This window comes from Motilimonas eburnea (assembly GCF_021295345.1).
Lineage (GTDB): Bacteria > Pseudomonadota > Gammaproteobacteria > Enterobacterales > CBDFNC01 > Motilimonas > Motilimonas eburnea.
This window is the reverse complement of record NZ_JAIMJB010000007.1, coordinates 104,037-126,577: the sequence shown is the minus strand read 5'-3', so window position 1 is coordinate 126,577 and position 22,541 is coordinate 104,037. Positions and strand designations below refer to the sequence as shown.

Genomic DNA, 22,541 nt, shown 5'->3' with positions numbered 1-22,541 from the left:
TCTTAATGGCCTTCAACCGGTGGTTTAGCGTTACGGACTTTTACAATAAAATAGATAGCATAGAAGGTACATAGTCCGATTGTTGTGCCAATAACGGCCATTGACGCTAAACCAATGGGATTGCCAAATAGTAAATCCATCCAAAGTTCCATTTGTATTACCTGCTGTGATTGAACAAAGTAAACAAAGTGTAAAAAGCTTTGTGTCCTGATGTGATGATCCTGATCAAACAAGGACGCCTGTTTCCTTGCTGTCGCAATGGTGTAGACAAAGATTGTTTAGTGCATCACATCATTTATCTAGCCCATCGATTGCGAGTGTAATGCATTGGGCTAGAGGCAAGAGATTCAGGCTTATGGCTGTGCTGCGTATGAGTGGCGCTGAGCTTGATAGCCTTGTTGTTCAAGTAACTCAATCAAGTTATGGCTGCCGGTAAGGTGCAAAGCGCCCACCACAACAAAAGCACTTTGCTCTGCGGGTAACTTAAGTAATTGCTGTTGCCAATCTTGATTTCGCTCTTGCATGATTTGGCTAAAGATATCCTGTTCAGGATCCGGTTGCTCTGTGGGGGTGAGTAAGGTATGCAGTGCGACGAGTTCACCCTTTGCCCAATGGGATAACATCTTGGGTGCCCATTGACCTAGCTCACTTAACTCCTTCAGGCCTGTTTCGATGGCCTTGGGCTGGTGTTGGCCAATTTGTGACAGGTACCAAAGTTGCTTTTGAACGTTTTCAAGTTGCATCACGGGTTTAGCTTGTTGTTGAGCAAGCTTAAGGTAGTGCACATCGATACCTAAGTCGGCCTGATAGCCCATTTTATTGAGTTTGAGTTGCATGGCCGTCATGATCACAAACCAAGGCTGCATGGATTTAACCCTAGGGACATTGAGATTTAATTCTTTTAAGGTGGCTTTTAGCGCTCGGTATTGCTCAATGGGCATCACGTCGGCGAGTTTTTGCTGATTGGGTAGATTAATCAGTTGGGTGGTGGCTTTGATTTCGTTGGCAGGCATGTTAAGCGTGTCAACTTCAACCACTAAGGTGGTGGCATTTAAGAAGGCTTTTGTTAACACAGGGGGCATCGGATAGAGGGCATCGGTACCCACATGGATTGAGCCAAGTATGGTGAGTGGCGCATGGCCTTCCTTAGTGAGCGTCCAAAATGCCGGTTGAGATTGAGCAAGGCTAACGGCGCTAAAAAAGCTGATGCTTAATGTGAAGATGGATATGAAGGCGTGTTTTAAATTCAAAATGTGATCCTTAAGTTTTCGTTAACACGAGGGCCTGTTTATCTTTGGAGCTTGTTTTTGCAGCGATTTGTTGGGTATTTATACAAAACAATCGTTGTGGGCAGCATCTTTGTAGCATAGTCAACTATGCAAAAAGGCACTAACGCAGTAGAAATGACCAACAAACGCTGTCCTACGGATTCGGCTAAAAGCGTTTTGTTCATCGTTGAGCAGTATTTACTTAATGCTAAGCTACACACTGCTCGCCTTGCCCAAAACGCTTTTAGACAGGGTGCCTCCCACTCTAACAAAAATTAACCACCAAAGGTCAATAGGCCCAAATTAAGCGCTCTTACTGAGCAAAAAATCAAGCCATGAATGAGGTAAAATGCGTTTAAAGATAGCAAATACCGAAGTAGGGGTGGTGACATAATAACGGGCTTTGGGTTGTTTGCTGTTGATGATGCTGATTAATGCTTTGTAAACAGCGTCGGGGCCAAGTGTAAAGCGGTTTTCGCCCTTGCTGGCGCCGAGGCGTTGCAAGGTCTGTTGGTATGTAGGGGCATGCACACTCTTTTCTATGTCAATATGTTGTTTAAATGCCGCGAGGGCAGTGGCACGAAACTGACTTGTGATGGGGCCGGGTTCAATCAGACTAATGCTAATATTTGAGCCTCGAAGCTCTAGACGTAGGGTATCGGTGAGCCCTTCCAGTGCAAATTTACTCGCAATATATGCGCCGCGATATGGCATGGCGACCAATCCAAGCACTGAGCTGTTTTGGATGATTTTCCCTTGCCCTTGCTGGCGCATCACATGAATGACGGCGCGAGTTAGGGTGTGCCAACCAAATAAGTTCGTCTCAAATTGCTGACGCAATGCTGACGTGGGTAAGTCTTCCACCGCACCAGGCTGGCCGTAGGCCGCATTATTAAACAAGATATCAATACGGCCATGGGTCGCTGCGAGTACTTGCTCTAGCCCTTGTGTAATAGAGTCTTCTTTTGTCATATCCATATAGACAGGGTGGCAGCCTAACTGAGCTAATTGGTTTAGGTCGTCGGGTTTTCTCGCTGTTGCGAAAACCTGATAACCTGCTTGAGCGAGCTGCTTGGCACAATATAAGCCAATACCGGTTGAGCAGCCGGTAATCAGAATAATAGGGCGCATTGGGTTCCTTTATAGCCGTGAAATAGAGTGATAAGTAAGCAAAAGTTCGAGCTAACTCAAACTGTCAAACATAATTCGCGCTGAAAAGTTGCCTGTTTTAGATATCAAGTTATAATCCAAACCAGCTAAAAACTTATCAAAGTAGCAGGTTGATTCAGCTAGTGTTCAGATAGCGCGCTGTGAGACAATGCCCTGATTTTAAAAGCGTTAAGCTAAATATGCTAGGTCTAGTTGATGGCGTCCTTGTCTAATTAAGCTTGATTTTCTGTCCTAAGATTGTTCTTTATCTCTTCCTTTTTTGCTTAACTCTATGTTTTTAAAGTTGTTTCAAAAAAGTTCAATTTATTTTTGTGATCAAACTCTGTTTTCTAGTTATCGTTTAGTAAATTAGATTGATAATTTGCAATGCGAAGGTAGTATAAAATTCCATAAAGCAATGCACATAGGTTTGTGACATCGCGAAAAAGAATTTGTGACTGTGTTAGTCACATTTTATGAAGAAAAAAACCTCAGGTTCACTGGAATGGTGAATTAAAAGGGGTTGACTTAAAACGCTGAGTCTATATTCAAGGAGCGACAAATGTTTAAGAAAAGTCTATTAGCACTGTCTATTGCTGCTGCAGCAACTATGTCTGCAAACGTAATGGCTGCTGAAGAAAGTGCTGCTGGTGACAAGTACACTGAAGCACTAAACGAGTTCATCACAGGTGCAACTCTTTCTGTTGTTGGTGTAACTGATACTCGTTACCGTACTAACAAGAACCGTTGGGGTGCAGATCCATCAGCTGAGACTGTTACTGACCTAGACTACACTGACTACAACATCATCTTAGGTTTCCAATCTGGTTACCACAAAGACACTGTTGGTCTTAACCTAGCGGGTTACTTCTCAGGCTCTGCTTACAACCGTGGCGGTTGTGCTGAGATTTCTCAGTGTGATAACTGGAACCAAGCTGATGACCGTAACGGTACATTCAAGCTAACTACTGCTGCTATCAAACTTAAGTCTGGCCCTATCTCTGGTGAAGTTGGTCTTATCCAAGGCGGCGTAGGTACTATCGGTAACGTATGGTCTTTCGTACCTGGTACTTACCGTGGTGCTAAAGCATTTTGGGCAATCAACGATGCTTGGACACTAGGCTACATGGGTGCTGATTACTTCACAGCTCCTTGGCAGTTAACTGAGAAAGATAATCACCAAGGCGGTAAGAACTCTTTTGATTGGTTACACTCTCTAGGCCTAACTGGTAACATCAACGGCATCTCTCTAAACATGGGTGTTGGCCAAGCAAACCTAGCTAACACTAATGCAGATGACAACACGTCATTCAAATTTGCTGCTAGCTACGCGTTCGACAACGGCATGAGCCTAGGTTTTGACACTTACGGTGTTGATTCTGAAACTGATTACGACGGTTACGGTGCTCACTACGGTCTACAATTCGCTATGCCTGTAGCTAGCTGGACGTGGGATTCTCAACTACGTTACACATCTACTAGCAACGGCGCAGAGTTCGCACCTCGTACAGTTGGTGGCTACGGCTCTAACAACGGTACTTGGGGTCAATGGTGGGATGCACTATCTGACTGGAACCAAGACGGTCAAGTTGCATGGTCTAACCGCGCATCTACTTCTTTCGCTGACGGTTGGTTCGCATACGTTGGTGTTATCGTAGCTAACGGTTCTGATACTGGTGAGTCAAACTCTCCTGCTATCCAATGGGATAACGAGTGGGCAGTTAACGGTACTATCGGTTACTCAGTACCACGTGGTGCTCTAAAAGGCGCTACTATCCGTCTACACGCTACTCACCTAGAGCGTGACCTAGACGCTAACGCTGACTACAAGCGTGATGACGTACGTTTCCAAATCATCGTACCTTACAACTTCCTATAATCTAATAGGTTGAAAAGTAAGTAGCAAAACCCAGCTTAGGCTGGGTTTTTTTATGCCTGTGTTAAACTGATGTGATTGCACTATTAAAGAGACCGCTCACTAAGGTTTAGCGCCGCACTTTGCCATTTCGTTTGATATTGCAGTCCCCTCTACGCTTATAACCAACTCTTGCTTAATCATATTCCTTCGCACATTATTTCGCGCTGATGTCAGCCATGATGGGGTGATTTTTGTTAGTGGTGATAAATGCCTTGTATGACACGATGGATAATCAAATACAGGGATCAACTTACTACTAAGATGCACTTTGTTGCATTACTTGCTGAACGTGATTTGATGGGCACAACCCCCTTGCCAAGGACAAGTTTGTTAATCTGGTTGAGCAGGGGTAGAGATAAGCGCGCTTCTAGGATAAAAAACAGCGCGCTGTGATATGGTAGGGAGTTTGTTGGGTTTAGTAATAAGTGACTTTTTTGATTTTTTGCGCAGGGGCTTGCAGTTGATTCAGGTAATATAATTGCTCGGTATCGAGTTCTAATTCGGTTGCGTACATTTCACCCACGGGGTAGCTTTGTACCACCCGTGCCCCTTTAATTAGTCCATCTACCTGTGCTTTCACTCTGTCTGAGGCCATGACAAAGCTGTTGACATTGTTGCCACTGCTGATTTTTAGGCCGTAAACCTGTTCGGCAAGCTCTCGATATGCATCAATTTTAGATGCTCGGATGGCATTGAGCATTTTTTGTTGCTTGTTCGCTCCGGGTTGCAGCTCAATGGGGGCATAGCCAACGGCGATCAGGGTTGGAAATTGCTCTGGTTTAACGGTTTCATACTCGATATGGGTATTGGCAACATTAGAGCATCCCGCTACCAGCAGTGATACGAGTAAAGGTACTGACTTAATCATAGGCGTCTCCCGTATTACTTAACAAACTCAACGGTACGTCCTGCCACTCCGGTGGGGACGCTGTGACGTTGAATATAGCCGTCATTTTTTGCTGGATTAAGGCTGTTTTTGGCGCCCACCAGTAAGCGATTGGGAATGAATGCCCGGCCAGTTGACTCCACCAGCAGTGATTGCATATTAATGGTTCTGACGTTGACGATAACACCCTCATCATTTCTTGACATGGTACCAGTGAAAACACGATAAACGGGGATCTTACTGCGAAGTTGATCCCACTCACGGCTAAATACAAAATCTCCTTCGGGGGTGACTTTTATTTTGCCTGTGGTTTTAAAGTCAATCACCGGCAATTCGCGAATATGTAACTCGTGAATAAAGGCTTCTGAAATAGCTTGTCCTAGCCAATTGGTATTTTGTAAATCATCCATATTGGTGATGGAAGTAACGGCTATGGGGGTTTTACTGGCGTTGGGATCGCGATTGAGAGCAAGTTGATCGGCTAAACCGCGGATAATGTAATCTAATTCCAATGCGCGATCCCCGGGCATGGCCTCACGCTGTTTGGGTGTTTGTTTCCAACTGCGATAACCGGGGGAAACAAAACCGCCATAATATTGACTTTGGGCTACGGAGGCCGCCGTTGCAGTGCTATTAGCCCTGTTCTGATTGGTATAAATTACTTTAGGTTGCCCAGTGGCAGCATTTTGCCGCTGGTCGGCAACAATCACCATTTGGGTTTTATTGGGATCGACAACGACAGTACTTGATTCGCTTGTGGTGGTGCAACCGGCGAGGTATAAGCTACTTATCACTATGCTAGTGTGGCAAATGAATACACTACTTTTTAACATGTTAACTCCCAATTCCAAATCGCTTAGGCACATTTCACCAAAGCGGCACAGGTTTTGTGTGCTTGATAACTTAAGTATCGACCTTTAGGGCATTTTCTTGAATCCATGGTTAACGTGAATTTTCATTGTTGGATAGGCCCTAACACCACGACGATGCAATTAAGTATGTTTTATGCAAAAAATAGACCAACCAATGCAATAAATAGAGCAAGTTGGCGCAATAAATAGACTAACGACAATGGGAGGTGTAGATCCAATTTGATAAAAGAGAGGCTGTTTAGAGGCTAGTTGCAAGGGGCTTAATGGTGGGGTTGACTCGAGATAGTTTGTTGGCGTGATCTTTGCATCGATTCCCTTGTTCCTAGGGTGTATCAAGCTAACTAAGGTTGATGTGATGAAAAAAATATTGGGCCTACTGACTTTGTTAATGGCGTTCAGTTGCCAAGCCGCTTGGTTTGCTGCGCAGGGGCAAGCCCCGATCGTTAATGGAGATGTGGAGCAGGCCAGAGACAATGCCATCAAGGATGGCGTGCGCCAAGCCTTACTTTATTCTGGCGCCTCTATCAGTAGTTTGCAGCAGATAGAGAATGGCGTATTAGCTTCTCAGCAGGTTGCATTATCAGGCAGTGGTGAAATTCAAGGTATTAAACTCACCAGTGAACGCATTGAAGACGATACCCTTTACGTGGATATTCATGTCGACGTGATGCCTGACTCAGGGCAAGCTTGTAAACAACAAAAATACGCCAAATCCTTAGCTTTGGTTAGATTTAAGCTTCACAATCGAGAGCAAGCCAGTGACGGTGGGCTATTTAATTTGGATACGGTTTTCACCGGTAAATTAAACAATTTATTAGAGCTGCACACTCATGCTTTTAATATTCGCCAATACATTAATCAAAATGTTAATTTTGATCCCAATCTATTAGATGCCCGTCATCAAGCCGTTAGAGAGCAAGTCATGGCCATAGCCAGTCGTACGGATAGTCAATTCGTTATGCTAGGGAGTATCTCGGATGTGTCCCTTGAGCGTGAAAAGCCGAGCGTATTTGATTTGGTAGAGAAACAAGCCCCGCGAAACTTTTTTCTGACGACGTATCTTTTTGATGGCATGACAGGTGAATTACTTGATACGCGCCATTATCGCGAGCGTGTCGTTTGGGAGTACTCTCGCCAGCACCAAGTCGATTTATCATCAAAACAGTTTTGGGCATCGGCCTATGGCCAACGTTTAGTGAAAGTGATGGATGATGTACTGGTAAACACCAGTTTAACCTTAGAATGTCAGCAACCCATCGCGAAGATAGTCGCTGTACGTGACGATTTAGTGCAGATAAATTTAGGCAGTGCCAATGGCTTGAAAATCGGCCAAGCTATTAAGTTATCGCACAACTCCAGCTATACGGATCAATTTGGAATACCCAGATTCAGACAAGAGCACAGTGCAATAACAACTCAGGTTGTAGAGTTGTATAAAGACTCAGCGGTGTTGCAGGCAAAAGGCTCCATGCCGGCCAGTAACATCCAGCTTAACGACTTTGCTTTACTCGAATAGTCGCGAGTCGGGTGAATTATCGGGTTGGCTTTAAATATACTAAATGCTTGTATATAATAAACTTTCGCTTCCTTAGCTCAGCTGGATAGAGCGACCCCCTCCTAAGGGGTAGGTCACAGGTTCGATTCCTGTAGGAAGCGCCATTTCATGAAAGTACTCGAGTATTGACGCGCAGTAGAACGTTAACCTTAGGGCTTACGCCTTAATGCCTTTACCTAAAGCACTGCCTCCTTGTGTTTTGCCTTTTGCATTATAAGTCAAAGAGTTGGCTGCTTTTGCTTGGTTTAACACACTGGTGAGGTGTTTGGTTGTACGCAAGCTCATTTCGATTATCTCACCGTTTATGGCATTTTGTTGCTGGCAGGTATTGAATGCGGTTTTTATCTCACTCAATAGGGCTTGGATCTCTGTGTTGGATTCATCGCCCAATTGCGCAGCATCGGGGTGTGCTTGAATGTGTTTGTCTTGTGCTTCTACCTGCTGTAATAGCGTTTGTTTTTGCTGAACGAGTTGGTCAAGGCGTTCAGGATTTCGGTTTATCAGCGTCTCATACTCTTCATTAATCAGATCGACTAACGATTGGGTATGAGTCAGTTGCTGCTCAAGGAGTTGAGTGATAGTTACAGTCATTAAATTCCAAATGATTGGCCGAATTTAGCCTCAAATTCTGTCATATTCTTGGCTAGTTTGTCTGCATCTATCTTGTATTCGCCGTTAAGAATTGCTTTTTTGAGTGTTTCAACACGCTCTTTATTAATCGTCGTCTCAGAAGATTCTTTTCTAAGGCTGTTAAAAGCTTGAGCTTGAGGTGTGAGTGAAACCGAATCCTTGCCTGTTGCAGGACGGCTTGGCGCTTGCTCGGTCGCTTTAGCAAGCTGCTCTTGTTTCTGTTGTTTTTGCTCAACTTGCAAGTTGGCCCTGTTGCCAACGTTGTTCATATTTATAGCCATAATAACAACCTATCTAGATTAAGATCCCGGTACTATATCATATCGGCAGGAGCTGAATTAACTTTAGCAGAAATTATAACTTTACTTCCATTTCGCTTACCCCGGTCACTTTACCCACAACTATCTTATTGGTTTGGGTATTTCTTACGCGGATTGTTTGGCCCAAGGAGGCACTTGAAATCGCAATGCCATTGGTTTTAATCTCAAGGTTACCCATTTGAGCTTTGATCACGACATTATCACCTTTGCAAATGTAACAAACGTCACGCATTTTGATCATTCGGCCTTTGGGGATCCGGCGTTTGGCTTTAACGCCATACAATAAAGTCGGGTCATCGATCACGTTACCACGAATATTTTGCGTTTCTACAAAGTCGATAAAGATATTGTGTTCGGACAAGAGTGCCCCCGGTGCCAGTAATTGTGAAGCAACCACAACGGGCTTGGTTATCTTGACTCGTACTTGCACATAGGTATGCCAAGGAGCAGCATCATCGCAACTGACTTTTACCACTGTTGTTTTATTAATTTTGCCATTCACTATGTTGGCGTTGAGCGGCTGTTGGCAAGGCGCGATGTTTATTCTGGTATCTAAAGGTGATGCAACTATGCCCACTTTTCCATTGGCTGGCGACTGAATTTGTGCGGCAACTTCATCTTCTGCCATCTTTTCTATCATTAAATGTGGGTTAGGGCTAGCAAAAGCCTGATAAATACCTAAACTGCATAATAAAATAATTAATTGCTTTAGCATTTTACTCCTAGGGTCGATATAAGTTGGGACATAAAAAATCAGTATATTAAGCTGAAATTTTCAACTTAGGTTTGATTTAAGGTTTAAACTTAACTCATGCAATTTGTGCTTTGCAACTAAACTCACCAATGAAGCGAGGTTGCATGGGCTTAGACAAAGATAGAAGCAAACTCGATGCCAGTGCGCAAGGTTGTGGGCTTTTCGAGTGCGAACGTATGATAAACGGAGACAGTTATGGCAGGATTACTTGATTCAGTAAACCAGCGGACCCAGCTAGTAGGGCAAAACCGATTAGAGTTGTTACTCTTTAAGCTGATGGGACGCCAGCGTTACGGTATCAATGTGTTTAAGGTAAAAGAGGTATTACAGTGTCCGCCTTTAACTTCTATGCCCAAATTGCACCCTGTTATCCGCGGTGTCGCGCACATTCGAGGCAAGACCATCTCGGTGATTGATTTGAGCTTGGCCACCGGCGGCCGCCCAATCGAAGACTTATCCAAGTGTTTCATCATCATTTCTGAATATAACCGTTCTGTACAGGGCTTCTTAGTCAATTCCGTTGAACGTATTATCAATATGAATTGGGAGTCCATCATGCCGCCACCTCAAGGGGCAGGGCGCTTCAGTTACTTGACTGCGGTCACCGAGGTTGACAATGAGCTAGTTGAAATTATTGATGTTGAAAAAATATTAGATCAAATTTCTCCGGTGAATACCGACGTCAGTGAAGAGTTAAAGACCCCCGATACCAGTGAAAAAGTGCATGGCCGTAAAATTTTAGTGGCAGATGACTCCAGTGTGGCGCGTAATCAGGTGAAAAAAGCCGTGACTTCTTTAGGGGTGGAATGTTTATTGGCTAAAGATGGCCGAGAGGCCTTGGTAATGCTAAAAGAAATGGCCAAAGATGGCCCGATTACCGACCAAATTGCGCTGATCATTTCTGATATTGAAATGCCAGAAATGGACGGTTACACCTTAACGGCTGAGATTCGAGCGACCCCAGCATTGAAAGACTTACATATTATCTTACATACCTCGTTGAGTGGGGTGTTTAACCAAGCCATGGTCAACAAGGTAGGGGCGAATAACTTTATTGCTAAGTTCAACCCAGACGAACTAGCAAGTGCGGTAAAAGAAGCTGTAAATAGTTAAGAATTAAGGGCATTGATTTGACTGCTAAAATGTTGTCTGACGAAGTTTATAAACAATTTTCTGACTTTCTTGAAGTTCAGTGCGGTATTGTTTTAGGGGCAAATAAACAGTACTTAGTTAAAAGCCGTTTATCGCCATTGATGAGCCAATTTAAGGTTGACTCGTTACCTGAGCTGATCCAGCGTTCGATGAGTTTTCGTGAGCGAGAGCTCAGGGCCTCGGTGATAGATGCAATGACCACCAATGAAACCCTGTGGTTTCGAGATACCTATCCCTTTCAGTTGCTGGTTGATAAACTGTATCCGGAATTGAGTGCTAATAAGCGTCCTCTTAAAATCTGGTCCGCTGCGTCGTCTTCGGGGCAAGAGCCTTACTCTATTGCCATGTCTACCTTGGAATACCAGATGAAGAAGCCAGGTGCGATGCCCCATGGTGTACAAATTCTTGGGACAGACATTTCCAGTGCCATGTTGGAGCATTGTAAAAAGGGCGAGTATGACTCCCTTGCTTTGGCTCGAGGCCTTTCTCCTGAGCGTAAGCGTCAATTTTTTGAGGCCATTAATGATGGCTCGGGTCGGATGAAAATCTCTGAGAAAGTCAAAAAGTTGGCGTCGTTCAGATCATTTAACTTATTGGACAGCTATACCTTACTCGGAAAGTTTGACATTATTTTTTGCCGCAACGTACTTATTTACTTCTCGCCTGAAGTGAAATCAAAAATTCTCAACCAGTTTGCTAATGCCCTAAACCCGGGTGGGTATTTAATGTTAGGGGCATCTGAGTCGCTAACAGGTTTAACGGATCGTTACGATATGATCCGCTGTAACCCCGGCATTGTCTATAAACTTAAAGCGCCTGCGGCACGTCGCTAGCCTCCTTGAAAAGCGGCAAGTTGCCGCTTTTTTTCTATCTTCCCTTTCCTCCTTGTGCGTTATTACCCCATTGAAAATGTAAAGGTTCCTTACTTTTTTATTTATATTCAGTGGTTTAGTGTGGTTTGTTTGCTTTTCCTATTTTGCTGCTTCTAAAACGTATTTTTGGCATGCTGTTTGCTTTGTATTTATCAGATAGGCAGGAGGACTTATGGCCATAAATTTTGACAATGCATTGGGTATCCATCAGCACACATTAGGCATACGTGCACGGCGCTCTGAAATGCTAGCCAGCAATATCGCCAATGCTGATACACCAAATTACAAAGCAAGAGACATTAATTTTGCCGATGCCCTTGCTGCGGCTAAATCAGGTGGTGGGTTCTCTTTAGATAAAACCAATATGCGTCATTTCTCGATGCAAAGTAACATGCAGCCGGGGATCAAATTCCGTACTCCCACCCAACCTGATACCGGTGATGGCAATACGGTCGAAGTGCAGGTAGAGCGTAACTTGTTTATGCAAAACTCGATGGAATACCAGGCCAGTTTGAGCTTTTTAAACAGTAAAATTGCCTCCCTTAAGAAAGCGATTAAAGGACAATAATTATGAGCTTATTCAGAGTATTAGACGTCTCTGCATCAGGGATGAGCGCACAATCTGTCAGGCTTAACACCACCGCCAGTAATCTAGCGAACGCCAACAGTGTCAGTAGTAGCGTGGATAAAACATACCGCGCTCGCCATCCGGTCTTTGCGGCAGAGCTGAGTAAGGCCCAAGGCCAACAAAGTGCCAATGTAAAAGTTAAGGTACTTGGTGTGGTAGAAAGTGAAGCGCCATTGACGAAAGAGTATATGCCCGAGCATCCCATGGCGGATGATAATGGCTTTATCTATCGTTCTAACGTCAATGTCGTTGAAGAAATGGCCAATATGATGAGCGCCTCGCGCTCTTACCAAACCAATGTGCAGATAGCGGATGCGGCAAAGCAAATGCTATCCAAAACATTGCAGTTGGGCAAAAGCCAGTAGGAGGCATTAAATGAGTACGGTTAATAATGTCTCGGCCAATGGACTTTACTGGGAAGAAAAAAGCATTTCCGAAAAGGCGGCCGAAGCCAATAAAAAATCGCTAGATCAAGAAGATTTCTTTTCTTTGCTATCCCAGCAGCTAGCTTATCAGGACCCCTTTAAACCGGTTGATAATGCTCAAATGGTGGCGCAAATGGCCTCATTTACTACCGCTGAAGGCATTGCCGATATGGGTAAACAGTTTGAGGACATGAATACCATCATGAGCTCGACGCAAGCGTTACAGGCGTCAGGGTTAGTGGGGCGCAATGTCTTAGTACCGACCGATCAAGGCCACCTTGCTGAAGGCAAATCCCTCGAAGGGGTCGCCATTTCAGGCCAGCCTATGCAAAACCTGACCATTCGTGTGGAAGATGACAAGGGTAACTTGGTCAAGGTGATTCGCATGAATGATCAGCCGGCCGGTAATGTTAGATACAGCTGGGATGGCACCAATGAAGCCGGCGAAATGATGCCGCCCGGCAATTACAAAGTGAAAGCCAATGCCAGAGTCAATGGCGAAAGCGTTGATTTACCGACAGCGAATTACGGCCATGTTGAAAGCGTTAGCTTAGCCGGCGGTAAAAACGGTGTGGTATTAAACTTGCAGGGTATTGGCAGCGTGTTGTTAGGCGATGTGCTTGAGGTTTCTCAAGTGGGAACATCTAAACCAGTAACGAAACCAGAAACACCGGATACAGACTCGGGTGACACGGTTGAGCAAGCAGCAGCGCGCCTTAGAGCGCAAATGGGCATTTAAGCTTAGCTTGCCACAATAAGATTGAAATAGGAGAGTAGTTATGTCTTTTAATATTGCTTTGAGCGGCATTAATGCGGCACAAAAAGATCTTGATGTTACCGCTAATAACATAGCTAACGTCAACACGTTTGGTTTTAAAGAGTCGCGAGCAGAATTTGCCGATGTCTATGCCACATCGATTTTCTCTAACGCTAAAACCAACTCGGGTAACGGTGTGAAAACAGCGCAAGTCGCCCAGCAGTTTCATCAGGGGAGCTTGCAATTTACACAAAACGCATTAGACCTTGCTATTACGGGTGAAGGCTTCTTTGTTACCGCTGAAGACACGGTCACCCTAACGCGAAACTACACTCGTGCAGGGGCGTTTAACCTTAACGCGGATAATTATGTCGTGAATGCCAGTGGTCAATACTTGCAGGCTTACCCTGTGGATCAATTAGGTAATCCCTCTTCGGTCAGTATGGCTGCCACTCGCCCACTGCAAATCAGTACCAGTGTTGGCTCTCCGACAAAAACAGACCAAATTGATATGTCGTTCAACTTACCCTCAGGTGGCAGTGAGCATGATATTGCCGATTTTGATCCGACTAATCCTGATACCTATACTTCGTCAACATCCGTCACGGTTTATGACTCGCTAGGTGAGCCCCATGTGGCGCAAACTTATTTCGTGAAACGTATTCCCGATCCTGTGGGGCCACCTGTGATTGCTGAAAACTCATGGGACGTATTAACCTATGTAGATGGCGCTCCTGTGGATATTGCGGGTGGTACGGCAAATACACCAGGTGTCGGTAACCCAAACCCAACCATTCCAAACTCGGCTCGCATGGTATTTGGTACCGATGGTCAGCTTGCGCCAGCCACTGCGCCGGCAACCAACCCAACGCCATCTCCGATTACCACGGTGGCCCTTGGTTCAACTAATGGTGCCGATCCAACGCAAACCTTGACGTTTAACTTTAACAACCCAACTCAATACGGTGCGCCATTTGAAGTTTCTGCTTTATCACAAAACGGTGCCACCGTCGGTAAATTGACAGGGATTGATATCGCGTCTGATGGATTGGTGAAAGCCACGTTCAGTAATGGCTCAACGGTATACATGGGTAAGGTAGCCGTTGCCAAATTTAATAACACACAAGGTTTAGCGCAAATTGGTGACACCTCTTGGCAAGCGACGCAAAACTCAGGTGAGCCCATTGCCGGTGAAGGTAACAATGGTACCTTTGGTAAAATTAACTCTTCGGCCATCGAGCAATCTAACGTTAACTTGTCGGGGGAGCTGGTCGACTTGATCAGTGCCCAACGTAACTTCCAAGCCAACTCCCGCGCCTTGGAAGTCAACAGTACCTTACAACAGACGATCTTACAGATCCGATAACATTCAGTATTCGCTCTCCTTTAGGCCGCATCTTGCGGCCTTTTTTTGCTCTTCTAAAAGTTGGCATTATGGTTGCATCATATCCCTTATGAAATCGGTTATCGGCGAACTGCCGGAGAATTGACTAAGGTACGCAAATGGACAATTTACTCTATATCGCCATGTCGGGCGCCAAAGAAAACATGAACGGAATTGCGGTTCGTGGTAACAACTTGGCTAACGTGAATACAACTGGGTTTAAATCGGATCTAGAGCAAGCGCGATCAATGCAAGCGTTTGGCCCGGGTTTGCCCACTCGGGTGTTCTCGTTAACCGAAACAGCGTCGCAGAATTTTGAAGCAGGTCCGTTGCAACGCACCGGTAACAACTTGGATTTAGCCGTCGATGGTCAAGGTTGGATTGCCGTGCAAAGTCCATCTGGTGAAGAAATGTTTACCCGCAATGGCAAGTTAACTATCGATGTGACTGGTGAGCTTAAGGACATGAAAGGGAACTCGGTGCTGGGCATCAATGGCACGCCCATTATTTTTCCTTTGCCCGTTGAGAAGATTGAAATCAGCCGTGATGGCATGGTTGAAATTCGTCCGGAGGGTGCGCCGCCTAACGCAATGGAAGAGCTTGCCACCATTAAAACGGTGAACCCAGATGTCAAAAATTTGATGCGTGGTGAAGATGGCTATTTTCGCCGCACAGACGGACAGCCAGAAGCGGCCGCTTTTGGGGTAGAGCTGGTTCAAGGTGCTTTAGAGGGCTCCAATGTGAACGCGGCTTCAGAGATGACGCATATGATGACGTTACAGCGTCAATTTGAAATGCAAATCAAAATGATGAAAACCGCAGAAGATATTGACCGCGCGTCAGATAGCCTGCTTCGCATCATTTAATCGCAGATAATTTAACGGAGGCGCTTATGCATCCCGCTCTATGGATAAGTAAAACAGGACTGGATTCGCAACAAGTTAATGTTGCCACCATATCCAATAACTTAGCAAACGCAAGCACGGTCGGGTTTAAGAAAAGCAGAGCGATTTTTGAAGACCTGCTTTATCAGACCATTAATCAGCCGGGTGGCCGCTCTTCACAAGATACGCGTTTACCTTCTGGGTTGATGGTTGGCTCAGGCTCAAAAGTGGTTGCGACACAGAAAAACTTTGATCAAGGCAATATCCTAACAACGGATAACTCCTTGGATATCATGATCGATGGCCGTGGCTTTTTTGAAATTTTGATGCCAGATGGCACCACATCCTACACGCGTAATGGGCAGTTTATGCTGAACGATGAGGGCACCATAGTGACCCCAGGTGCAGGCTACCCATTACAGCCAGAAATTCAGGTCCCTCAAGATGCACAATCCATCACTATTTCACAAGACGGTGAGGTGTCGGTGCAAGTGCCAGGGCAAGCAGAAGCACAAGTGATAGGTCAGTTAAACCTGTCGGACTTTGTTAACCCTTCAGGCCTTGAGCCCATCGGGCAAAATTTATACTTAGAAACAGGCTCAAGTGGTGCGCCATTACAAGGCGTGCCAGGTAATGATGGTATTGGCTCCTTGGTTCAAGGCGCCCTGGAAACGTCTAATGTCAACGTAACCGAAGAGCTGGTTAATTTAATTGAGAGTCAACGCGTCTATGAAATGAACTCTAAGGTGATTAAGTCCGTTGATGAAATGTTGTCGTTCGTGAGTCAGCAGCTGTAAGGAGATGATTATGAATAAGTACGCATTTAAACAAGTAAGTTTGTCATTGGCCATTTTGTCCCTTGCCGCTTGTACATCGCTACCCACGGATCCGGTTAAGAATGATCCCGCTTTCGCGCCCGTGATCCCACCTGATCCTGAAACTCAAGTGGTACAAACGGGGTCACTTTTCCAAGAACAATATGCCAATAACTTGTACTCCGATATTAAGGCTCACCGGGTTGGCGATATTATTACCGTTTACCTAGAAGAGAAAACATCGGCGAAAAAGAAAGCCAAGTCTGATTTGGATAAAAGCAATAACTTTAATTTGGATCAGGTCACCATTCCTGGCGGTGTCGCGAAAATTGGTGGCAACCCGATTGAGTTAGGACTTGCACAAACCAGTGACTTTAGTGGTCAAGGTCAAGCGGACCAAAGCAACAGTCTGAACGGCAATATTTCGGTCAGCGTGGTCGATGTACTGAGCAATGGTAACTTGGTCGTGCGCGGTGAAAAATGGCTGATGCTCAATAACGGTGATGAATTTATTCGCTTAACTGGGATAGTGCGCGCACAAGATGTGTCCAGCGACAACACAGTATCATCGATGCGCATTGCTAATGCCCGCATTCAATATGGTGGCACTGGCGACTTTGCTAATACACAGCGCCAAGGTTGGTTAACCAAATTCTTTAATGGCCCATACTGGCCACTTTAAACTAAGGACCGCATTATGAAACGCTTACTTGCTTTGATTACTTGCAGCGCTTTGTTATTTAGCATTAGTGCGCACAGTGTCCGAATTAAAGATGTGTCTTCTGTTGAAGGTGTGCGCTCAAACCAGCTAGTGGGGTACGGCCTTGTGGTGGGGTTACCCGGCACAGGTGAGAAGAGCAGTGCGTTTTCAGAGCAGTCTTTTGCCACCATGTTGCGTAATTTTGGCATTAATGTGCCTGCGGGCGTGAAGCTCAAGATCAAGAATGTGGCTCCCGTTGCTATCACGGCTGAGCTGCCTGCGTTTACTAAGCCTGGTCAAAAAATTGACGTCACTGTGTCTGCTATCGGTGAAGCTAAAAGTTTGCGCGGCGGGGAATTGCTGCAAACCTTTTTAAAGGGGGTAGACGGTAACGTTTACGCATTAGCACAAGGCAGCCTAGTCGTGGGCGGTTTAGGTGCAGAAGGGGCCGATGGCTCGAAAGTGGTTATTAATACGCCAACCGTAGGGCGCATATCCAATGGCGCTATTGTGGAGCGGGCGATTGCATCACCTTTTGGCCAAGGTGACTACCTCACCTTTAACCTTAATCGTCCTGACTTTAGCACCGCGAAACGCATGGCAGATCGTATTAATGAGCTGGTTGGCCCAAATACTGCAAAGCCAATGGATGCGACCTCGGTTCGGGTTTATGCGCCAAGGGATATATCGCAGCGGGTGTCTTATTTAGCGACCTTGGAAAACCTTGATTTTGAGCCAGCATCTGAAAACGCCAAAGTGATTGTTAACTCAAGAACCGGGACCATCGTTGTTGGTAAAGATGTGAAATTACTGCCGACGGCCATTACCCATGGTGGTATTTCAGTGACCATTGCCGAAGCACAAACGGTTTCGCAGCCTAATGCATTGGCTGGTGGTGATACCGTCGTGACTGACAACAGTACGATTAACATTACCCAAGAAGACAGTCGCATGTTTAAGTTTGATCCAGGCGTCAGCTTAGATCAATTGGTCAGAGCAGTTAACCAAGTAGGCCTAGCACCGGGTGATTTAATGGCGATTCTAGAAGCGCTAAAACAAGCGGGTGCGCTACAAGGTGAGCTAATTATTATTTAGTGGTGAGATCATGGATAAGTCATTGCCAACTCATTTACAAGCCAGTGCATATTATGATGTGCAAAGCCTGAACTCGTTGCGTGAAGCTGCGCAAAAAGACGAGAAAGGGACCCTCTCAGCTGTAGCCAAACAATTTGAGGCTATGTTTACAGGGATGCTGATAAAGAGTATGCGCGAAGCAAACGAAGCGTTTGAGACGGATAGCCCATTTAATAATCGCCACACTAAGTTTTATCGCCAAATGCAAGATCAGCAACTCTCTTTAGAGTTGAGTCAATCGGGTACCATGGGGCTAGCTGAGGTGTTAACCCGCCAGCTAGACCCTACTTATGGTCATAGTCGTCGTGAAGAGGGGAGCCCCTTGAAGATGCCCAGTGGCCTGGATATGCTGCAGACTTTTGCTGGCCAACAACCCGAGTCTGAGCGTCAAATAACTGACCAAGTAGGGCAGACCACCACCTTTAGTGTCCCCCTTAGACGCAGCTTTCCTAAACCTCGCGTGGCAGAGCTGGCTAATGAAAGCCAAGCAGGCACGAGCGCGGCCCTTAATGCTGCGCTATCTGAGGCGGATTTAAGTAAGCGAATACAAAGTAAAGCTGTGCAATTTGACGGCCCAGCTTCGTTTGTACAATCTTTAATGCCGTTCGCTAAAAAAGCGGCAAAAACCCTCGGTGTTAATCCTGCCATTTTAGTCGCGCAAGCGGCACTCGAAACGGGTTGGGGTAAAAAAGTCATTCAAACCACCAATCAAGATTCCAGCTTCAATTTGTTTAATATCAAGGCGGACAGACGTTGGCAGGGGGCGCACACGAATAAGGATACCCTAGAGTATTACGATGGTGTTGCGGTGACTGAGCGAGCCAGATTTCGTGTCTATCAAGATTTTGAACAGAGTTTTTCCGATTACGTCAACTTCCTACAACAAAACCCCCGCTATCAGCATGCCTTAAAAACCACTGCGGATCCTGAGCGGTTTATGCGCCAACTGCAAAAAGCCGGTTATGCCACCGACCCGCGCTACGCTGACAAAGTCATGAGCGTACTAAAACGGGTAGAGTCACATATTTAAATCAGCTAACTGCCTGTAATGGGTCGTCTTGTGTTGAATAAATTTTTGGCACACTTCGTGCATTAACTTCAATAGTCAGCGAGCAGTGAGGGGAATCCGACACTCCCTTCGCCAGCAATAGAAGATTGAGGTTGTTATGGCAGATTTATTACAAATTGGTACATCCGGCATTAATGCGTTTCAGCGCATGCTGGCGACCACAGGTAATAACATTTCAAACATAAATACGGAAGGCTATACCCGTCAACGCAATATTGCGGTGTCAGAGCAATTTAACGCGGGTGTGGCGCGTGTGGTTGATCGCCGCGTTCTTGATCAGTTTGCTCAAGCTGAAATGCGCCGTGATACCAGCGTTAATGCCTACGCTCAAGCCATGAGCTTCGAACTGCAGCGCACTGATGCCATGATGAGCGATAAAGCCAATAATTTAGGCAGTGCATTTGATGCAACCTTTCAATCGGTTCATACCGCTAACGATGATCCTACGTCTCTTGATACTCGCCAGCTCATGCTCGGGGAGCTAAAAGCCCTAGTTAGCACGTACAACATGCTGGCGAAAAACTACAGTGAACAACAAAAAACCGTTAACAATGAAATTGGCACTGAAGTCTCTGAAATTAATGCGTTAGTCAGAAACTTGGGAGAGCTTAACAAAGAAGTTATGCAAGCCAATAACTTACCTGGCGGTGCTTCTGGAGCCTTGCTAGATCATCGTGACGAAGCCGTGCGGTTATTAGCGGAAAAAGTCGATATCACCGTGATTGATGGCGAGAGTGGCTCGGTGCAAGTGATGTTACGCAATGGCGATCCTTTGGTCACTGGTATCGAGTATTCACAGTTCAGTCTTGTGCCTGGTAATCCAGACGGCAGAAAAAGTGATCTGCAGTACAGCATTGCGGGGGTCAGTGTGGGCATTAATGGCACCACCGCGGGCGGCAAGCTTGGGGCCTTATTTGATTTTCGTGATGATGAAATTAGCAAGGTGCGAAACAGCATGGGGCAGTTGGCCGTTGCCATTACCGATGCGTTTAACACCCAAAACCGATTGGGCATGGATCTCGACGGCAATATTGGTGGTGATATTTTTAAGTTGCCCATCACTACGTCACATAACTACGCCAATAATTCCGATCCAGCAAAAGGGATAACCAGTAGCTTTTTAGCGGGCTTTGGCAGCTCGGTCACCGCGGGTGATTACGAAGTGATCATGACGGGGGCGAATACTTTTGAAGTGTATGCCTTAGAGAATAACCAACGCACGCAAATTCCAGCGTCGGAGATCACGGGAACCTTTCCTAACATTGAGATTGAAAGTCATGGCTTGAAGTTTGACTTTGATCCGCCGCCCTATGTCGCCGGAGACAAGTTTTTAATTCAACCCACTTTGGATGCCGCAGACTTAATTGACATTAGCATGGTTCGTCCAGAAGAGTTGGCACTGGCTTCGCCGATCCGTGTTGATGCCAGCGCAACCAATACCAGTAAAGCCAAAATTGAGCTAGAAGGGATCACTGCCACCGACACCTACGCTTTTGATACGGTTGCAGGCACTGGGTTACTCCCTGCGGCGCCACAACAAGTCGTGATCAATACTTCTTCAGGCAATACGGTTTATGAAATATACGACGGCAACTCGCCGCCAAATTTATTGGGGAGTGTGACCAGCCCGCCGGGAACCGGAGAAAATTTATTGGCCAATGCAACGCCGGCCATTGCTGATCCCGGGTATGAAATCAGTGTTGCGGGCGTACCACTGCACGGCGAAACGTTTTCCATCGCATTTAACAATAATGGCTTTGCTGATAACAGTAACGGTCTAAAAATGGCTGATTTACAAAACCAAAGCTTGATGCGTAAAAACGTCATAGCCACTGGCGACAATTTAATGACGTTTCATGAAGGTTTCTCGCGCATGCAATCCAGCATAGGTGAGCGTACGGGCAATGCGATCGTCGCCGCGCAAGCTTCTCAGGCTAAGTTAGACCAGAGTACCAATTGGCACGAGAGTGTATCGGGTGTCAACCTCGATGAAGAAGCGTCAAATTTGCTTAAGTTTCAACAGTCTTACAGCGCTGCAGCACAAATAGTGAGCGCGGCTCGTAGCACGTTCGATACCTTATTAAATTCGGTGAGGTAGTAACCAATGCGTATCTCAACTAATCAGATTTTTAATGCCAGCACGGCCAACATGGCCAGCAGCACGGCCAATATTGTTAAAACTCAAAACCAACTCACCAGTGGCCAGCGTTATCAGTTGGCATCAGAAGATCCGACGGGGTTTGCCAAAACCAACCGATTATCTGAGGTGATAGAGTCAAATAAACAATACTTAAAAAATTCCACCTTAGTGACAGGTGCATTAAGTGTCGAAGAATCGACACTGGATAAGATTCAAATTGCCATTGATAGAGCGCGTACTTTAGCCATTTCGGTTAACAACGGTACTCTTTCGAGCCAAGAGCGGGCATCTATTGCGACCGAGGTAGAAGGCTTACAAAACGAAATTTATGACTTAATGAATGCGCGCAACGCCAGTGGTGACTTTATCTTTTCAGGTAGTCAGTCCAGCACGCAATCCTTTGCCAAAGATCCCGCCACCGGCCGTTATGTGTTCCAAGGTGATGGCCTGACCAATCAAATCCAGATTTCACCCAGTGTATTTGTGCAACAAGGGGACTCTGGATTAAATATTTTTGAAAAAGTGCCAGCGCGTTATACCGCCAGTGGGGTGCCATCGGCAGGGAATATGACCGTTGATATCACGGCTCAAGAGCAATTCGATAATTACCACAAAGCCAATTATGACTTTGCCAACCCAGCATCCAGTCAACTCAACATTATCACCACGGCCGGCACACCAGACACTTATGAAATTCGTGATGCGGGCGGTTTGCCGCTATCGCCTCCGGTAACTGGCAATTATGTGCCGGGGGAGGCAATTGAGTTTGCCGGTATGGCAATAACACTTGATGGTGCAGCGGGTACGACAGCACAGATAGATCTTGATGCCCCCTCAAATGAAAATGTACTCAATCATTTGGAAGATTTTAAAACCGCATTGCTTGATCCTACCCTGAGCCAAGGAGACCTCCAGCCCATTCTAAAAGATGTGGCAGTGGGTCTTAAAAATACGGCTGATTCAGTGCTAGGTGTCATAGGCGAAATTGGCTCAAGGATTAACACAATGAAACGGGTTGAAGCATCAAACTCATCGTTTGACATATTGAACCAAGAGGCAAGAGCGAGGCTATCTGAAACGGACTATGCAGAGGCGTCTGCAAAGCTAGCTCAGCAAGAGATGGCGATGCAAGTCGCTTACTCAACCTTTAATAAGGTGACTAACTTGTCACTTTTTGAATACATCTAAATGTTTTTGGCATGCATGTTGCAGTGTTCAAAGTGTTAGCA

23 protein-coding genes and 1 tRNA gene are annotated in these 22,541 nt (G+C 45.7%); 16 read left to right on the top strand and 8 right to left on the bottom strand.

The window, feature by feature from the left end; all coding sequences use genetic code 11:
• Positions 1-2: 2 nt before the first annotated feature.
• The 3 genes from K6Y21_RS08870 to K6Y21_RS08855 form a co-directional block, all read right to left on the bottom strand.
• On the bottom strand, positions 3-152 hold the full coding sequence (locus K6Y21_RS08870; RefSeq protein WP_233071482.1) for a DUF3149 domain-containing protein: 150 nt from the start codon (positions 150-152) through the stop codon (positions 3-5).
• Between the two features lie 201 nt (positions 153-353).
• On the bottom strand, positions 354-1,250 hold the full coding sequence (locus K6Y21_RS08865; protein WP_233071481.1) for a TraB/GumN family protein: 897 nt from the start codon (positions 1,248-1,250) through the stop codon (positions 354-356).
• Between the two features lie 321 nt (positions 1,251-1,571).
• Positions 1,572-2,399 carry an SDR family oxidoreductase gene (locus tag K6Y21_RS08855; protein WP_233071479.1) on the bottom strand — a complete coding sequence of 276 codons (828 nt, stop codon included), beginning with the start codon at positions 2,397-2,399 and terminating at the stop codon, positions 1,572-1,574.
• 580 nt (positions 2,400-2,979) lie between these two features.
• Here K6Y21_RS08855 and K6Y21_RS08850 point away from each other — a divergent pair.
• On the top strand, positions 2,980-4,296 hold the full coding sequence (locus tag K6Y21_RS08850; RefSeq protein ID WP_233071478.1) for a hypothetical protein: 1,317 nt from the start codon (positions 2,980-2,982) through the stop codon (positions 4,294-4,296).
• Between the two features lie 454 nt (positions 4,297-4,750).
• Here the strand turns inward: K6Y21_RS08850 and K6Y21_RS08845 are convergent, their stop codons facing one another.
• Positions 4,751-5,203 (bottom strand): LPP20 family lipoprotein, encoded by a 453-nt coding sequence (locus K6Y21_RS08845; RefSeq protein WP_233071477.1) that lies wholly within the window; start codon positions 5,201-5,203, stop codon positions 4,751-4,753.
• Positions 5,204-5,217: 14 nt separating this feature from the next.
• Positions 5,218-6,054: a FlgO family outer membrane protein gene (locus K6Y21_RS08840; RefSeq protein ID WP_233071476.1), complete on the bottom strand. Its 837-nt coding sequence runs from the start codon at positions 6,052-6,054 to the stop codon at positions 5,218-5,220.
• 394 nt (positions 6,055-6,448) lie between these two features.
• Between K6Y21_RS08840 and K6Y21_RS08835 the strand changes: the two genes are divergently transcribed.
• Together K6Y21_RS08835 and K6Y21_RS08830 are read left to right on the top strand one after the other, a co-directional pair.
• Positions 6,449-7,609, top strand: coding sequence for a flagellar assembly protein T N-terminal domain-containing protein (locus tag K6Y21_RS08835; protein ID WP_233071475.1), 1,161 nt, complete (start codon positions 6,449-6,451; stop codon positions 7,607-7,609).
• 66 nt (positions 7,610-7,675) lie between these two features.
• Positions 7,676-7,752 (top strand) — tRNA-Arg (locus tag K6Y21_RS08830).
• Positions 7,753-7,804: 52 nt separating this feature from the next.
• On the opposite strand, the gene K6Y21_RS08825 is transcribed toward K6Y21_RS08830, so the two are convergent.
• The 3 genes from K6Y21_RS08825 to flgA all read right to left on the bottom strand — a co-directional run bounded on the left by K6Y21_RS08825 (position 7,805) and on the right by flgA (position 9,313).
• Positions 7,805-8,239 (bottom strand): flagella synthesis protein FlgN, encoded by a 435-nt coding sequence (locus K6Y21_RS08825; RefSeq protein ID WP_233071474.1) that lies wholly within the window; start codon positions 8,237-8,239, stop codon positions 7,805-7,807.
• Positions 8,239-8,559 carry a flagellar biosynthesis anti-sigma factor FlgM gene (gene flgM, locus K6Y21_RS08820; RefSeq protein ID WP_233071473.1) on the bottom strand — a complete coding sequence of 107 codons (321 nt, stop codon included), beginning with the start codon at positions 8,557-8,559 and terminating at the stop codon, positions 8,239-8,241. Before flgM ends, K6Y21_RS08825 begins: the two co-directional genes overlap by 1 nt.
• 73 nt (positions 8,560-8,632) lie before the next feature.
• Entirely contained in the window at positions 8,633-9,313 is a 681-nt protein-coding gene (flgA, locus tag K6Y21_RS08815; protein ID WP_233071472.1) for a flagellar basal body P-ring formation chaperone FlgA, read from the bottom strand.
• A gap of 234 nt (positions 9,314-9,547) precedes the next feature.
• On the opposite strand from flgA, the gene K6Y21_RS08810 reads away from it, so the two are divergent.
• The 13 genes from K6Y21_RS08810 (at position 9,548) to flgL (ending at position 22,500) form a co-directional block, all read left to right on the top strand.
• The gene (locus K6Y21_RS08810) at positions 9,548-10,465 is read left to right on the top strand and encodes a chemotaxis protein CheV (protein WP_233071471.1); all 918 of its coding nucleotides are present in this window, start codon (positions 9,548-9,550) and stop codon (positions 10,463-10,465) included.
• A gap of 17 nt (positions 10,466-10,482) precedes the next feature.
• Positions 10,483-11,337 carry a CheR family methyltransferase gene (locus K6Y21_RS08805; protein ID WP_432757985.1) on the top strand — a complete coding sequence of 285 codons (855 nt, stop codon included), beginning with the start codon at positions 10,483-10,485 and terminating at the stop codon, positions 11,335-11,337.
• A gap of 211 nt (positions 11,338-11,548) precedes the next feature.
• Complete coding sequence (gene flgB / locus K6Y21_RS08800) at positions 11,549-11,944, top strand: flagellar basal body rod protein FlgB (RefSeq protein ID WP_233071470.1); 396 nt, start codon at positions 11,549-11,551, stop codon at positions 11,942-11,944.
• A 2-nt stretch (positions 11,945-11,946) separates the two neighbouring features.
• On the top strand, positions 11,947-12,369 hold the full coding sequence (flgC, locus tag K6Y21_RS08795; RefSeq protein ID WP_233071469.1) for a flagellar basal body rod protein FlgC: 423 nt from the start codon (positions 11,947-11,949) through the stop codon (positions 12,367-12,369).
• Positions 12,370-12,379: 10 nt separating this feature from the next.
• The gene (locus K6Y21_RS08790) at positions 12,380-13,168 is read left to right on the top strand and encodes a flagellar hook assembly protein FlgD (RefSeq protein ID WP_233071468.1); all 789 of its coding nucleotides are present in this window, start codon (positions 12,380-12,382) and stop codon (positions 13,166-13,168) included.
• A 40-nt stretch (positions 13,169-13,208) separates the two neighbouring features.
• Positions 13,209-14,552 (top strand): flagellar hook protein FlgE, encoded by a 1,344-nt coding sequence (gene flgE, locus K6Y21_RS08785; protein ID WP_233071467.1) that lies wholly within the window; start codon positions 13,209-13,211, stop codon positions 14,550-14,552.
• A gap of 137 nt (positions 14,553-14,689) precedes the next feature.
• Positions 14,690-15,436: a flagellar basal-body rod protein FlgF gene (gene flgF, locus K6Y21_RS08780; protein ID WP_233071466.1), complete on the top strand. Its 747-nt coding sequence runs from the start codon at positions 14,690-14,692 to the stop codon at positions 15,434-15,436.
• Between the two features lie 26 nt (positions 15,437-15,462).
• Positions 15,463-16,251, top strand: a complete 789-nt coding sequence (flgG, locus tag K6Y21_RS08775) for a flagellar basal-body rod protein FlgG (RefSeq protein ID WP_233071465.1) — start codon at positions 15,463-15,465, stop codon at positions 16,249-16,251.
• Positions 16,252-16,261: 10 nt separating this feature from the next.
• Positions 16,262-16,951: a flagellar basal body L-ring protein FlgH gene (gene flgH, locus K6Y21_RS08770; protein ID WP_233071464.1), complete on the top strand. Its 690-nt coding sequence runs from the start codon at positions 16,262-16,264 to the stop codon at positions 16,949-16,951.
• Positions 16,952-16,966: 15 nt separating this feature from the next.
• Entirely contained in the window at positions 16,967-18,064 is a 1,098-nt protein-coding gene (locus tag K6Y21_RS08765; protein WP_233071463.1) for a flagellar basal body P-ring protein FlgI, read from the top strand.
• Between the two features lie 10 nt (positions 18,065-18,074).
• Positions 18,075-19,133: a flagellar assembly peptidoglycan hydrolase FlgJ gene (gene flgJ, locus K6Y21_RS08760; RefSeq protein ID WP_233071462.1), complete on the top strand. Its 1,059-nt coding sequence runs from the start codon at positions 18,075-18,077 to the stop codon at positions 19,131-19,133.
• Positions 19,134-19,269: 136 nt separating this feature from the next.
• The gene (gene flgK, locus K6Y21_RS08755; RefSeq protein WP_233071461.1) at positions 19,270-21,270 is read left to right on the top strand and encodes a flagellar hook-associated protein FlgK; all 2,001 of its coding nucleotides are present in this window, start codon (positions 19,270-19,272) and stop codon (positions 21,268-21,270) included.
• 6 nt (positions 21,271-21,276) lie between these two features.
• Entirely contained in the window at positions 21,277-22,500 is a 1,224-nt protein-coding gene (gene flgL / locus K6Y21_RS08750) for a flagellar hook-associated protein FlgL (RefSeq protein WP_233071460.1), read from the top strand.
• Positions 22,501-22,541: the final 41 nt, after the last annotated feature.